Source organism: Chryseobacterium cheonjiense (assembly GCF_012927265.1).
Taxonomy (GTDB): domain Bacteria; phylum Bacteroidota; class Bacteroidia; order Flavobacteriales; family Weeksellaceae; genus Chryseobacterium; species Chryseobacterium cheonjiense.
The window spans coordinates 2,306,421-2,320,434 of record NZ_JABBGF010000001.1 but is presented as its reverse complement, the minus strand read 5'-3'; the positions used below and the strand labels follow the sequence as shown (position 1 = coordinate 2,320,434).

General features: G+C 38.2%; 12 protein-coding genes. 4 read left to right on the top strand and 8 right to left on the bottom strand.

Annotation, left to right across the window (positions count from 1 at the left end):
• Positions 1-655: 655 nt before the first annotated feature.
• Positions 656-2,119 (top strand): OmpA family protein, encoded by a 1,464-nt coding sequence (locus HHL20_RS10425; RefSeq protein ID WP_169231062.1) that lies wholly within the window; start codon positions 656-658, stop codon positions 2,117-2,119.
• Positions 2,120-2,592: 473 nt separating this feature from the next.
• Entirely contained in the window at positions 2,593-2,925 is a 333-nt protein-coding gene (locus HHL20_RS10420; RefSeq protein WP_169231061.1) for a hypothetical protein, read from the top strand.
• Between the two features lie 109 nt (positions 2,926-3,034).
• Here HHL20_RS10420 and HHL20_RS10415 read toward each other — a convergent pair whose 3' ends face one another.
• Entirely contained in the window at positions 3,035-3,952 is a 918-nt protein-coding gene (locus tag HHL20_RS10415; protein WP_169231060.1) for a LysR family transcriptional regulator, read from the bottom strand.
• A gap of 87 nt (positions 3,953-4,039) precedes the next feature.
• On the opposite strand from HHL20_RS10415, the gene HHL20_RS10410 reads away from it, so the two are divergent.
• A complete protein-coding gene (locus tag HHL20_RS10410) occupies positions 4,040-5,476 on the top strand; it encodes an NADP-dependent isocitrate dehydrogenase (protein WP_169231059.1) in 1,437 nt (478 codons plus the stop codon).
• Positions 5,477-5,550: 74 nt separating this feature from the next.
• On the top strand, positions 5,551-5,862 hold the full coding sequence (locus tag HHL20_RS10405; protein ID WP_169231058.1) for a hypothetical protein: 312 nt from the start codon (positions 5,551-5,553) through the stop codon (positions 5,860-5,862).
• Between the two features lie 155 nt (positions 5,863-6,017).
• Here the strand turns inward: HHL20_RS10405 and HHL20_RS10400 are convergent, their stop codons facing one another.
• The 7 genes from HHL20_RS10400 to HHL20_RS10370 all read right to left on the bottom strand — a co-directional run bounded on the left by HHL20_RS10400 (position 6,018) and on the right by HHL20_RS10370 (position 13,979).
• The gene (locus tag HHL20_RS10400; RefSeq protein ID WP_169231057.1) at positions 6,018-6,698 is read right to left on the bottom strand and encodes an AcvB/VirJ family lysyl-phosphatidylglycerol hydrolase; all 681 of its coding nucleotides are present in this window, start codon (positions 6,696-6,698) and stop codon (positions 6,018-6,020) included.
• The gene (locus HHL20_RS10395) at positions 6,695-9,271 is read right to left on the bottom strand and encodes a phosphatidylglycerol lysyltransferase domain-containing protein (RefSeq protein ID WP_169231056.1); all 2,577 of its coding nucleotides are present in this window, start codon (positions 9,269-9,271) and stop codon (positions 6,695-6,697) included. The genes HHL20_RS10400 and HHL20_RS10395 overlap by 4 nt, the downstream gene beginning before the upstream one ends.
• Before the next feature lie 169 nt (positions 9,272-9,440).
• Complete coding sequence (locus tag HHL20_RS10390; protein ID WP_169231055.1) at positions 9,441-10,352, bottom strand: alpha/beta fold hydrolase; 912 nt, start codon at positions 10,350-10,352, stop codon at positions 9,441-9,443.
• Positions 10,353-10,373: 21 nt separating this feature from the next.
• Complete coding sequence (locus HHL20_RS10385) at positions 10,374-11,264, bottom strand: NmrA family NAD(P)-binding protein (protein ID WP_169231054.1); 891 nt, start codon at positions 11,262-11,264, stop codon at positions 10,374-10,376.
• 75 nt (positions 11,265-11,339) lie between these two features.
• Positions 11,340-11,906: a Crp/Fnr family transcriptional regulator gene (locus HHL20_RS10380; RefSeq protein ID WP_228463159.1), complete on the bottom strand. Its 567-nt coding sequence runs from the start codon at positions 11,904-11,906 to the stop codon at positions 11,340-11,342.
• Between the two features lie 22 nt (positions 11,907-11,928).
• Positions 11,929-12,375 carry a hypothetical protein gene (locus tag HHL20_RS10375; protein ID WP_169231053.1) on the bottom strand — a complete coding sequence of 149 codons (447 nt, stop codon included), beginning with the start codon at positions 12,373-12,375 and terminating at the stop codon, positions 11,929-11,931.
• 101 nt (positions 12,376-12,476) lie between these two features.
• Positions 12,477-13,979 carry a contractile injection system tape measure protein gene (locus HHL20_RS10370; RefSeq protein WP_169231052.1) on the bottom strand — a complete coding sequence of 501 codons (1,503 nt, stop codon included), beginning with the start codon at positions 13,977-13,979 and terminating at the stop codon, positions 12,477-12,479.
• Positions 13,980-14,014: the final 35 nt, after the last annotated feature.

The following is a 14,014-nucleotide window of genomic DNA, read 5'->3' as shown; positions in this document are numbered from 1 at the left end:
AATGCTTTTATAAACTTGGTATAATATATAAGGAATACAAACATCAAATGTTTTTGTACTCTTCTTAAGCAAATGTAAAAAAAAAATTCCATATCCGTTCCGTAGGATGGCTGTCTGTGGACCATCCGCACTTGTATTTCTATAAATAATTGTCGCAAAAATTAATTTTACATCTTTATTATAAACAAGTTTTTTTACTATTGAATATCAGGTAGATGGTGTGATTTACGCTATTGGCAATTGGGAAATATTCATCATAATCAGGACGTGAAAGAGAGTAATAATAAGCTAATCCTAATATCCGAATTGGTTCTTTTTCTAATATACTTTTAAATCTTTTTGAGAGATTTAATTAAAATTTATCGTGTAAAAACATAAATCACAGTCAAATTTTAATGTTAAATAATATTAAAATTAAATGATTTAAAAATTAATATGCGAGACATATAAAACACTATAAATCCCTGATATATAACCTGATTTAGCTACCACATATTTTTATTTTACGGTTAAATACCCCCTCTGGTAGAGATTTCAGGGGGATGAATGGTATAATAATTGAATAATGAAGAGCACGAGCTGAAACTCTGATTTGAAATAATTCTGCTGAAGCAGCAGAAGTTATTTTTCTTAAAGAAACATTAAAAAAAATCATATGAAATCAAAACTATCAATCTTATCGTTGGCAATAGCATTACCCACATGCCTTTTTGCTCAGGATTCATTACAGGTTATGAACAATACACAGTATCCTAACACTTTCTCTTCAGGATCTGCCGATGTACAGCCATTCACCAACTCTTCAAAGAGATTTAACGACTGGTCAATCTCATTTGGTGCCGGAGTGCCTTTGGTACAATCTGCTGACCTTAACTCAATTAAAACAAGTGATAGATCTGGAAAAGATTTGTTTGGATATTCAGCATATGTAAGTATTGATAAGGCAATCACACATGCGTTTGGATTAAAGTTGCAATATGACCGTGGAGAAACCAGACAGGGGTATTTCAACACAAAGGATGCCGCACCAGCAAATGCTGCTGCTAATATGCAGGTAGGAGCAAGAACGCAATACGATGCAATCTCTATTTTGGGTGATATTAATTTTTCAAACCTTTTAAGAAGAGTAGATAACAAATCACCATTCAGATGGGCACTTCATGGATATGCAGGTATCGGTACCTTAGCATACAGAGCATATCTTAAGGATGAAATGGGACAAAGGTTAACAAGAGAAATCAAACCATTCAAATTCGGTTCACTATTCGGACAGGCGGGGGCCGGGCTGAAATATAAAATCAGCAACCGTCTTGATCTTGAAGGAAGAGTAATGTATGTGGTAACAACTGATGATTCATTTGATGGCGGAGGATCACAAAACAGCGCAATTAACAGGATAAATAATAAAAGTTCTGATAACTTCATCAACACAACTTTAGGTCTTACCGTTAATCTAGGCAAGCACGAATCTCACCTGATGTGGCATGACCCATTGCAGGAAGCTTACTACAAAATCAATGTGTTGGAATCTAAGATTACTGATGTTGTTGTTTGTAAAAACGGAGATGCAGATAACGACGGAGTTTGCGATGATTGGGACAGACAGCTTGACACTCCTGCAGGAGCAAGAGTGGATGGATCAGGGGTTGCTTTAGATGTAGATCTTGACGGAGTAATTGATCTTTACGACAAATGTGTAACAGTTCCCGGAAGCGTAGAAAATAACGGATGTCCTGACCAGACTCAAGGACAGGGAGCTGTTGCTGAAACAGAAACAAAACTGGAAGGTATCGAGTTTGATCTTAATTCAGACAGAATCTTACCTTCGAATACGCCAATCTTAAATAACGCCGTAAGCTATATCAATTCATCTGATGGTTCTTATACAGTTGTAGGCGCTACCGATACAAGAGGAACAGAGGCTTACAACAAAATGTTATCTGAAAGAAGAGCGAATAACGTAAAAAACTATCTTATTCAGAACGGAGTACAGTCGGGAAAACTTGGTGCTCAGGGAAACGGGAAAACCGACCTGAAATATCCTGAATGTGATCCTGCTTCAAAATGTCCTGAATGGAAAAACAGAGCGAATAGAAGAGTGTATTTTAAAGCAAAATAAATTATAATAACTTCTAATTTTGAGACTGCCGTTGTAACGGCAGTCTTTTTTTATTCCTGCTGGAATTGCTGAACTGTATTAATTATTAAATTATTTTAAAGCGTCAAGTTCTGTCGTTAGCCGTAATGATCTTTGCTGTACATAATAAAGAAATATTTTAATTCAATATAAAATTTATTCGTTTATATTAAAAAATTATTACACATTTCAAATTAATGTTAAAATTTAGAAAATTTAATAATTGATATAATATTTTTCTTAGATTTGTGAATTATAAAAACTAATAACCATGACGACTCATTTTCTTGCAACTTCACTATTGCAATATCTACAATATGTGGTATATAATTAAAATAGTGAGAGTATCTTTTACCATAAGTCTTATATTGTTTATTTGCAGCTGCTCTAAGCCTGAAATAAAAGAAATAACATATAAGGATCTTCCATCGGATGTTAGAAATAAATTCGAGAATATGTATCATTACAAAACACCGCCCGTCGTCAATGCAGAAGGTGATACTGTTGAATGGTATTCTCACCCTTTTGCCGAGTGTGCTAATCTGAAAAAAGATTGCAACTGCAATGTAGAGTCCAAAGGCGGAATCATGTCGAACCCGTGTTTCGTAATAAATTCCTGCGGAAAAGAATCTGAAATTTCATGGGAAGTTCTGCAACGGGTATTCATCATTAAAAACGACAGCATCTATTTTCCCAGTGCTAAGAGTGCTGTTACAACCACCGGAGAGTCCAGAGCGTTTAATATTAGACTGGATACAGTTGGCTTTTATGTGCAGAAAATGGACTAAAGAAATTAAAAATTTTACCATAAGTAAGATACCCGGTGTAATCAGTATCGTTAGCACAAGTAAAGCGAATCATTATACATTTTTTTAGGATTATTTCAAAAATTATCCGCTAATACTGCTCACACCAGCTAAACTTTTCTTCAATAATCTCGGCTTTGGCTTGTTGCAGATACTGTAAATAAAGATCCGAAACCGGCGAATGTTTTTTGCCGCGCATCCAGATCAGACTCCACATCGTTTTTATGGGAAGTCCTTTAATCGGGATAATCTTCAGTTCCTCATTATACAGTTCGTTTTTGATGCCGATTAGTGGCATGATAGAATATCCTAATCCTGCCAGTAACGCCTGCTTCACAGCTTCATTGGAGGTCAGTTCCATCTTTTTTAATACGGATATATTTTTATGTTTGATAAACCCTTCCATTGTAGTGCGTGTTCCGGATCCCTTTTCCCTGAAAATCAAAGGTATTGTTTCAAAGTCTTCCAGTGAGATGTTGGGATGGCTGTTTTGCGTATTGCCGACAAGATACAGCTTATTCTGAAGCAAATCCATTCGTTCGATATTTAAAGCACTCGGTAAAATTGATACAAGTGCAAAATCCACCTCGTTGTTTTCCAGGCTTTCAATTACTTTTTCCTTATTTGTAACATCCATCACCAGCTCAATTCCGGGATGTTGGCTGATAAATCCCGAAAGAAAATAAGGCATCACATATTTACCCGTAGAGACAACGGAAATCTTCAGTCTCCCTGTAACCTGTCCCTGATAGGCCAACGTCTTGTAGTTGATGGAGTGAATCTGATTCACAATCTCTTCAGCAGCTTGTGCAATCTCTTTTCCGAATTCCGTTACGTATAGTTTCCTCCCGACAACTTCCGTTAAAGGAATATTAAACTGATCCTGAAAATTTTTAAGCTGAATAGACACTGCCGGCTGAGTGAGAAATAACGTTTCTGCCGCCTTTGTCACGCTTCCTGTCTGCACTACTTTCAGAAAAATCTGCAGCTGATTCAGAGTATAATTCATAAAATTATTTTATGGTATTGATTACAAATATAAATAAAAATAAATGAATTAAAATCTACAACTTTGTCATGTAAAAAAAATTAAATTATGACAAGAATTACAGTAGCTAAAGGTGACGGTATCGGTCCCGAAATCATGAACGCAACCCTGAAGATTATTTTAGCGGCAGGTGCTAAAATTGAAATTGATGAAATTGAGATCGGGGAAAAAATCTATCTGGCAGGACATACATCCGGGATCAGTGACGAATCATGGGATATTATCAGACGTAATAAAATATTTCTGAAAGCACCCATTACAACGCCACAGGGAGGCGGGTACAAAAGCCTGAACGTAAGTACGAGAAAATTCTTAGGTTTATATGCTAATGTAAGACCTTGCGCAAGTTTTTATCCCTTCATACAGACCAAACATCCTGTAATGGATATTGTTATCGTACGGGAGAACGAAGAAGACCTTTATGCCGGGATTGAGCATCAGCAGACCGATGAAGTAGTGCAGTGCCTTAAATTAATAAGCCGCCCTGGCTGCGAAAAAATCATCCGATATGCTTTCGAATATGCAAAACAACAAAACAGGAAAAAAGTAACCTGCTTTACCAAAGACAATATTATGAAGCAAACAGACGGATTATTTCATCAGGTCTTTAATGAAATTGCCGCTGAATATCCTGAAATAGAAAATGAACATTGGATTATCGATATCGGTGCGGCGAAGATGGCAGACACGCCCGAAATGTTTGATGTTGTAGTTATGCCAAATCTGTATGGAGACGTATTAAGTGACATTGCAGCACAGCTTACAGGTTCAGTCGGGCTCGCAGGTTCGGCAAATATAGGGGAAGAATGTGCGATGTTTGAAGCCATCCATGGCTCTGCTCCGCTCATAGCAGGACAGAATGTAGCAAATCCTTCCGGGCTGATTCAGGCTGCCATTATGATGCTGAACCATATCGGACAAAACCAGGTAGCGGAAAAAGTTCACAACGCCTGGCTGAAAACACTGGAAGACGGTATTCATACCGTAGACATATTTAAAGAAGGGGTGAGCAGAGAGAAGGTGGGAACACAGGAGTTTGCTCAGGCTGTAGTGCTTAATTTAGGCAAAAAACCATCCGTTCTAAAATCGGTTCAGCACCTGAATAACTATACGCTCAAGCTTCCGAAATACCGACGCAGAGCCAGAGCTAAAAAAGTTCTTGACGGGGTAGACCTGTTCGTGCACTGGAACGGTACTGATGCCAATGAGCTGGCCAATAAATTACAGCGCCTGGAAATAGGAGGCATAAAGCTCAACGTAATTACCAACAGGGGAATCAAAGTCTGGCCGGATGGTTTTAAAGAGACGTTCTGTACGGATCACTGGCGATGCAGATTCAGACCTCAGCAAAGTACGGAAATCAGCAAAATAGACATTGCTACCTTACTCACGAGAGCTATAGACGAGGATATCGATGTCATAAAAACAGAGAATTTGTATTCCTTCGACGGCAAAGTGGCATATTCACTGGCACAGGGTCAATAAAACCGAAATGTCAGAAGCATTTCTTGTATAGATTGATTTTAAAGAATCTTTATTCATATTAAACCTGTAACAAGATGAAACCAAGTACTATTAAAAATACCAAAACAAAAGCAAAGACAGACAATACTTTTTTTCTCATCAAAGGGGTGTTTTCTCCTGAAGATGCTAAAGAAATATTATCTAAGATTTACACTTTTAAGATAAACTATCACAATCTGAACAACTGGCGCTCTTTAGAACGCTTTGGGGTTGACGATGAAAATTCCCAGAAAAGAATCCCGAAGCTGAAAAGTGATAAAGCCACAATTGAAGAGTTAATAGACCAGGGTAAGGCAAAAGATCAGAAAATCAAGATCAATGCAGAAATTACCATATCATTCTTTTAATATCAATAGACAAAATTAGGGAAATAAAACATTTGACAATGAATGTATAATCCCTGATGCAAATCCTAAAAAAACACATTGAGTTGGGTCCGTACATTGTACGGATCTTTTTATTTATACTAAAAAACAAATTACGGTTTGGGGTTTAAAATTGATTACTTTATATGATCATTAATAAAAGCAGCCAGCATTTTCGTATTTCCCCCATAATGATGGTTTCCGGCAATATGCTTCATCTGGTAATTAGATCCCAGTTTAATATTTTCATATGGAAAGTGGGTAAATTCAAAATCGCTCAGAATGACCATCACAGGAATATGGGTTATTTTATTAATTTCAGGAATTACGGGAAGACTTCCTTTCGGTTCCTGTCCAAAATACTCCTCGAGATGTATTTTAAAATCGTTGCTTTTTGAAGGCCCGATGATAAATATTTTCTGAATTTTATCCTTTAAATCATCAGAAAACCGATTATAGGCAAAAGGCGTAACGTCTGCCCCAAACGAGAAACCAATCAAAATGACCTGTTGGTTTTGCCTTCCTCTTAATTGTTTATTAATATAATTTTCAATATCGGAAGCGGTTTCTGCCGGTGTTTTCTTTTCCCAGAAATAAACTTTTGTATTCAGTGCAAATACATCATAGCCGAACTTGTGAAGATTTTCTCCAAAACTTTTTGAAAAGGTATTGAAGCCCGCATCTCCACTGATGTAGAAAATAATTGGTTTTTCAGAATGCGAATTCCATTCGGTTACCTTAAAATCCTTACCGGCATCACATCCGGTAAAAAGTGACAAAAGAATTAACCAAACAAATACAATGTAAAATCTTTTCATGGCTTCATAATCTGGTTCAGTGCAGCGGGGATCTGTAAAAGATCAAGATCATTATTATAAACGAGATATTTATTTTCCCAGAGGTCAGCATATTTCTCTTTAAAATTTCTGAGCGTCTGATAGTGTTTAAAAATTCCGACACGGTGGTAGGCAAATTTTAACAGGTCTTCTGCTGTATTATTGGGTTCATCCAATCCTGCCATCGGCGTCATTCCTATATTTATAAATTTAAGATTCTTATCTTTAGCGTATTCTACAAGCTTTACAATCAGCGCATCTGTACAGCCATTCGGGGCATTTTCAGTTTTTCTGATCATATCGTAGCTGCACTCATCAGGAGCACAGTGAGGAATGATGTTGAGAAAAGCAACGCAGCTTCCTTCCTCATCAGATATCATAATTATATCCTGCTCTTTTACAACGGCTCTTTCAAACATTCCTTCTGCAAAAACTATTTCTTTCTTGTCAAATTTTTCCAGCCATTCATTCGAAACACGTTCAATCTGGTTCAAAATGTCATCAGACTGCGGTGCATATTTTATTTCCGTTCTGAATCCTGATTTTTCCAACGTGTTAATGCCGTTTCGGATGGATTTTCGCTCTTTACCGGTCAGGCTGAACTTTTCCGTATCAAGAATGGCGTCCTGACCGATAAACAGATGCTGTTTTCTTAACGATGAAAAATAATTCAGGCTGTTTTCGCCAACACGGTAATAGGTTGTTTTTAACCCGTTATTTTTACAATAGTCTTCAAATTCTTCAATCAGAGCAGTTTTATCTCTTTGGGCACAAACGGGTTCTTCCAGGATCACTGCAAAACCATTCGCTGTTCTGTATGACAGAAAACCTTCCCGGTCCGCAGCAAAGAAAAAAAGTTTATCAGAAGTCAGCTTAAAATAATCCAGAGAAGAGTCCCCATATTCTTCAACAAGATTTTCGGCTTCCAGATGGTTTTCAAGGTCGCTCTGTTCTTCCGGTTTATGGGTCCGGTAAAATGAAATAATAAGAACGAGCCAAGAAACGGTACCCAAAATATAATTCAGCTGCTGAAAATCCCTGGCAAAACCCGTAAGCGGTGTCAGCCCGGGATCCTTAAACAAAAGAAAAGTATGAAGCGTGTAATAAAGCGCTTCCTTTTTCGAAAAATCAATACCAAAATGGGAAGGATCTATAAAATAGAAGCTGAGGTAATTGAATATAAATATAGCCGTAAAAATTCCCACAAACCAGCTGAATCCCCTTTGAAATGACATTCTGTTGCCTTTAAACGTATACTCTCTGCGACTGTACATCAACAAACCCAACGTTGCTAATGCAAAAAGAGCTTCCTCGTAATCCAGAGCTTTAACAAGATTGAAAATTACGGAAACGACAGTAAGTGTTACGGCAAAATACCACGCCCGCCTGCTTCCTTTAAATAAATTTGCTGAAGTAATCAATAATAATACCCCCGACAAAAGCGTGAACATCTTGGAAATATGAATTAAATCCTGAGGAAGATAACTTTTTACAATAGATAAACGGTCAGCTAAAGCCGGTGTAATCACCGAAAGAATATTGATGATACCCAATAAGAATATCATAATAACAGGAAGGAGCCTGGCAAAAAGCTTTCTGCCACCCCAAAGATAAGCTGCGATTCCAAGCAGTAAAGGAAGCCAGAATTCAAAAAAACGGTAAAGCAGCGTGATACCCAGTGCTTCTGCATGATGGTACCCAAAGCCCGAGAGTAGGTAAGTCAGCGAAAATTCAACGGCTCCCAATCCTCTCAAAAAGGGAGAAACGATCATCAACAATATTGAAATAACATACGATATGGCGGCGGCCGTAAATGACGCTTCCACCCCTAAGGCATACATCGCGATGAGCAAATGGAAAACGCCGCAGAATTCAATAGCAACGGATATTAATACAGTATACCAGAAATATTTTTTATCAATTTCGTTATTGAATATCTCATCTATGGAACCGATCATTTTCGGAAATTTCTTTTCTATAAACCGATAAAGAAAATTCTTTTTTCTAAATGATATAAAAATACCGTATACAAGCAATAACAATACGGATAAAGAAATGATGCCGGTCCAGCTGTTATCAAATGCTTTATTTACAGACACTGCATACAGAATCAGCGGAACGCCCACAATAAGAACCGTCAGAAATCCTACAAAGCCGTAGATTGCGCTTGCCTGGTGCACTTTGGAAGATTTATAACCTTTAATTCTGATATTTCTGGGAAGATAGGCGAGAGAACTTACTCCTCCCGCAGGAAGAAAAATACTCAGAAGGTTGCGCTTCAGGAATAAGTTGACCGAATCGGACAGTTTAACATCCAGCTGAACACTTTTGAAGCTGGTAACGTACATCAGGCCCTGAAGGAAAATATAAATACCTCCCAAAATAATACCTATGAAAATCCATTCACTGTTTGAATTTTTCAACTGCGGGCCTATGGAAGCAAGCTCATGCCTTTCACTCCTGAAAAAAACAAAAGCCAACAGCAAAACCACTACTGCTAAAATTTCCTTCCATCGAGTTAATCTGAATATATTCGATAATTTGCCGATTTTCATATAGTTTTAATTAAAGAAAACGTAGAGTAGGATTCTTATCAAAAATAATTAAAAATCTTATGAATTTTTAGTAATCTTTATAAAAATATTATTTATTTGAGCTTTATAAGGAAGGCTACGATAAATATCATAGCCTTTATTTTTTAACAGCAATTATTTCAGGAATCTGTCAGGGTTTTAATAAAAATTCTTCTACAGCCTGTAATACCGCTTCAGGATTTTCTTCAAACATATAATGACCTGTATCTTTAAGGTGTACCAGTTCAAAATGTTCTGCAGCTGCAGGCAGGGCATACTGATAGAAACCGTAAGAAACATTACTGGCAATCCCTAACACAGGCATCTGTAATGGGGTGTATCTTTTGCTGTCCTCAATATCCTGATGAAAAGACTGATACCACGCATTGGAAGCACGGATGTTTTCCGGTCTGTTGTAAGCTTCGGCGTAGATCTGTTTTTCAAGTTCGGATATTTTACGATCATCAGTCATAACATACCGAAACAGCCAGTCCAGCAGGTAATAGTAACGGCCTTCCAGCAGTTTTTCAGGCAGATCTTTTACCTGGTTAAAACCCATCCACCACGTGTAAGGCTGATCGGTGTCAATTTTGTCGCCGAAAGTTCCGGCGGGAGGAATGAGCGGCATCTGAAGTATTCCTTCATTTGGATGCAGGCCGTCGGCAACAATGAGCCGCGAAACAAGCTGAGGATAATTATAGGCGAGGCTCATAGCTACCATTCCTCCGATATCATGTCCCAACACAAAAACACTTTGTATACCGAGATGACGAATAAGCTTTGCAATATCTGCGGCCATCGTTTTTTTATCGTATCCGGATAAAGGTGTTGAAGAACTTCCCATTCCTCTTAGATCTACTGCAATCACACGAAAATGTTTGGCAAGTTCAGGCGCAATGGTATGAAATGAATAAAAGGTCTGCGGCCACCCGGGAAGGCAGATCACCGGAAATCCTTTACCTCCTTCTGCATAATGCAGCTGTATGCCGTTCACGGTAACGATGTGGCTGGTGAATCCTTCCCAGTTTTGAATTAAGAATTCGTCTGTATATTGTTTTTCCATATTTTTCTGTTGAACATTACATTACCTTTTTGATAAAGCTTCTTCAGCACCAATCCATACAATGCCGGAATATCTTTCATTGTCGAGTTCCTGATGGTGGGCTGCAAACATGCTGTAGAGGTACTGCATCTGCTGCCATGCGGGATAGAGCTCGTTTTCTCCTTCAGGCTGTTCTCGTCGTAAAGTATATATTGTTTCCAGAAATCTCTCCATAGAACCCATATTCTCAAGCTGAAAAGAACTTTTGTACACTTTTTCAGCGACAGGCAGCAATGCTTCCGGACTTATACTAAAACCTGCAATACGGAGGTATCGTGGAGCATCACTGTCTAAAGCAGCAGATGCCGTAAAGGCAGCCGTATTTTCAAGCGTGGTAAAATCTATATTCCAGTCAGACTTATCTTCAAAAAAACCAATGGTTTTGTGATTGGTATTCAGCAAAGGGATGTCATAATGCAGTACATAAGAGAAGGCACCGTTGAAAACAGAAGTTGCGTGTATGGGACTGCTGTCAATAATTTCTGCAAAAGCCTTGCGGAGGTCAAAATTACGGTTGCAGCCTTCGGGCAGATTCGTATAATCGGTACAGAAATCGGAAGGTATAAAATGAGGAACTCCGGCACTGACAGCTGCATTAAGGAGCGCCGCCTGGGTATCTACGATCACATCTTTCAGTCCCGCCAAAGCAGAAACAACACATGATACTCCTGAACAGGCGTTTTCAAGCATTGAATGGCTGGTAAAGTCTACTTCAACTACCTCGATTCCTGCATCTTTCAAAAGCTTTATTTTGTTGTTGTCGCTTCCGAAACGCACCGCAGCTCTTACTGCAGCTCCTCTTTTCAATAGTTCGTAGCAGAGTTTCTCTCCCAGATTTCCTGTAGCACCGGCTACCAAAATTGTTTTTTCCATAGTCATGATCTTATTTGTAGATCAAAACTATGCATTATTCAAGGCTGAAAAACTACCATTTGGTAGATAATGAATTTACCGGTGTAAGTTCTTCCGGATCCGGCTTAACGCATTGGGGGTAATTCCCAGATAGGAAGCCAGCTGCTTAACCGATACGCGCTGCATAAATCCCGGTTTCTGTAAGAATTCAAGATACCGCTCTTCCACCGTCATTGTCTGAAACCGTATAATTTCATCAATCATTCTTATTGCCATAGACTCCCAGATTTCCCGTCCGAATTCCTGCCATGCCGGAAGGCTTCTGTATAATTGTTCCATATCCTGCCGTTCAATATAATACAGCTCGGTTTCTTCAATGGCTTCTACATTAAAGCGGGTAGGAGTACGGTGCTTGAAGCTGGAAATCTCGGTGAAAAATTCTTCTGGTAAAACGACCCAGGCTGTAAGCTCAGGATCTTCGCCGTATACAAAACGAAGGGCACCGTTTATGATAAAATAATACCGGTCCGCCACCTGACCTCTTTTCAGCACAAGCTGCCCTTTTCGTACAGTGCGAAGGTGAAATTTTGAAATAATTGTTTCCTGCTCATCTTCGTTAAAATGACCATTCCGGTTGATAAAATCTATAAGCAGTTTTCTCAAGATGAGGTTTTTAATCTAAAAATTAACGAAGAAGAGAATAAATGGCCACGCCAATACCGGTATAGGCAGCCACGGTAATGATATCCGCTATCGGTTGTGAAAATCTCTTTTCAGCAATTTTTTCAGCATTGATCTGGTTCTTATGGAATTTCAGTGTTTTTTTAGCATTGTGTACCGGATGGGCGATCAGGCTGTCTCTTTCCCATTTGTCCACGATTACTTTATATTTTTTGCCGTCAACATCAATTTTAACATTTTTACCGGCAGCAAGTTTCTCCTGCACATTGATTGGTGCTGGTACTGGTGTTTGCTGTGCATTCTGCGCAGGTGATATTTTATTGGCGGGACCAATGCCGTTTTTAGACTCCTGTGTATTGTCAGCCATCGGATCTTTCGGTTTTTTGACCTGGTACGTATAGCAGCTGGCAAGAGAAAATGATATGATGATGAGATAAAGATTCCTTTTCATGAGACTAATTTAAGAATTAAACGGAATATTCACGGATTTCTTTTAACTGTTTCTGTTTTCTGAAAATTTTTACGGTTAAATCTATTACTGCAAGAAATCTATTACCAATTGACAAACAGAAATTTTTCCTTCCACGGCAGTTTGATAAAACCAATTCCCCAGCCCAGTTTTTCCAGTAAAATATCCTGTGTTTTTCGTTCTATGGTAAGGGTATAATCATGATCGGTAACAACCAGTTTCCCTGACCGCTGAAAGAATTCATTCTGTAATAATGCTGCAGATGATTTTTGCATCGGGCTCCAGTTGTGCTGAACACTTTCGATGACATTTTTAGCCTGGATTTTTTGCTTTCGCGAAAGTTTGATATACCTGTCAATACTTTGATGCATGGGAATATTACACAGAAATTTTTCGAATGCCATTTCGTATTCAGGCGCATTGGTTGCTCCGGTAGCAATATAATGGAGCAAATGAGCTCCTAATTCTGGATTGGTGATTTCCTGGGTTTTCGGATCCAGAAGATCGCAATGTTCAAAAAATGTTTTAATGAACGGATGGATCAGGATAAGTCCCGCATTCTGTACATATTGTCCTCCATTCATGATGCCGTCATCATCAAGTTCTGTATGGTTACGATCGATTATCTCTGCAGATTTGTTTACGTTTTTAAGGTCGTCTTTCACTTGATCTGTAATGCGTTGCAGGACTTTACTTTCGGTATTATTAATAATGCTTTTACTGTTGGTATTTTCAATGCTTTCAGCAATTTCATCTTGTTTGATGAAAGAAAATATCTCTGCTATTGCTTTCCTGCTTTTATGGCTGATTTTTTTCCTTGAAGATCCTCCCGGATTTGCTTTTGAAATCTGTTCCAAAATATATTCCCGAAGATCTGCATTTGACGAATCAGAATATCTGTATAAAACACCTAATACAAGACTCCACACAAAAATTCTTTCATGATGACGGAGTTTTGATACATTCTGCAGGTCTCCATCTTCCAGATTGATTGTTATTTCTTTATTTTCCAGTAAGGCCATGCATAATTGACCAATCTGCCTGTCCGAAAGCTGGTTGATAATCCGGATTCGAATATGCTGTTTCGGTAAAACGGAAATGATACTTTTTTGAAAGGCTGGAACCGCAATAAGACTGTCGAAAACTGCTGTTTCCAAAAAGTTAATATTTTCATTATCTGAATTCCACCAGGGCATAGAGCCGTTCTCTAAAAAATGAATAAAGCTTTGCAAGAGTTTTTCCTTATTGCTGATCCAGCTTGCTTTAGAATTGTTTTCTGTTTGTTCGCTCATCATTTCCCGGGAATCGACGATTTCTGACAATTCTTCTTTAAAAAGCCGGGTAATTCGGTCTTTTAATTCAGTGTTCAGCGAGCTGTTGTCCACATCCAGATTCAGCTCTAAAAGGGGAATTTGCAAAGTATGACCTGCTAACTGATGCTCTATACCATTGATGTATTTTTCTATTTCCGGGAAAACATCAATTGCCAAAAAGCTGTTGAGATCATCTTTTATTCGATATGCCTTTTCTTTATTGTTGACGGTAATTTCAATAAAAACTTTCTGGATGATATGATTCTGCTTCACTTTAAATCGGTTTAATTTCAGTACTGACGGTTGTT

Excerpts from the sequence above, each read along its gene's own strand:
- HHL20_RS10410 (WP_169231059.1), top strand. The coding sequence starts at position 4,040 with ATGACAAGAATTACAGTAGCTAAAGGTGACGGTATCGGTCCCGAAATC.
- HHL20_RS10425 (WP_169231062.1), top strand. The coding sequence starts at position 656 with ATGAAATCAAAACTATCAATCTTATCGTTGGCAATAGCATTACCCACA.
- HHL20_RS10400 (WP_169231057.1), bottom strand. The coding sequence starts at position 6,698 with ATGAAAAGATTTTACATTGTATTTGTTTGGTTAATTCTTTTGTCACTT.
- HHL20_RS10420 (WP_169231061.1), top strand. The coding sequence starts at position 2,593 with ATGTATCATTACAAAACACCGCCCGTCGTCAATGCAGAAGGTGATACT.
- HHL20_RS10375 (WP_169231053.1), bottom strand. The coding sequence starts at position 12,375 with ATGAAAAGGAATCTTTATCTCATCATCATATCATTTTCTCTTGCCAGC.
- HHL20_RS10405 (WP_169231058.1), top strand. The coding sequence starts at position 5,551 with ATGAAACCAAGTACTATTAAAAATACCAAAACAAAAGCAAAGACAGAC.
- HHL20_RS10390 (WP_169231055.1), bottom strand. The coding sequence starts at position 10,352 with ATGGAAAAACAATATACAGACGAATTCTTAATTCAAAACTGGGAAGGA.
- HHL20_RS10385 (WP_169231054.1), bottom strand. The coding sequence starts at position 11,264 with ATGGAAAAAACAATTTTGGTAGCCGGTGCTACAGGAAATCTGGGAGAG.
- HHL20_RS10395 (WP_169231056.1), bottom strand. The coding sequence starts at position 9,271 with ATGAAAATCGGCAAATTATCGAATATATTCAGATTAACTCGATGGAAG.
- HHL20_RS10415 (WP_169231060.1), bottom strand. The coding sequence starts at position 3,952 with ATGAATTATACTCTGAATCAGCTGCAGATTTTTCTGAAAGTAGTGCAG.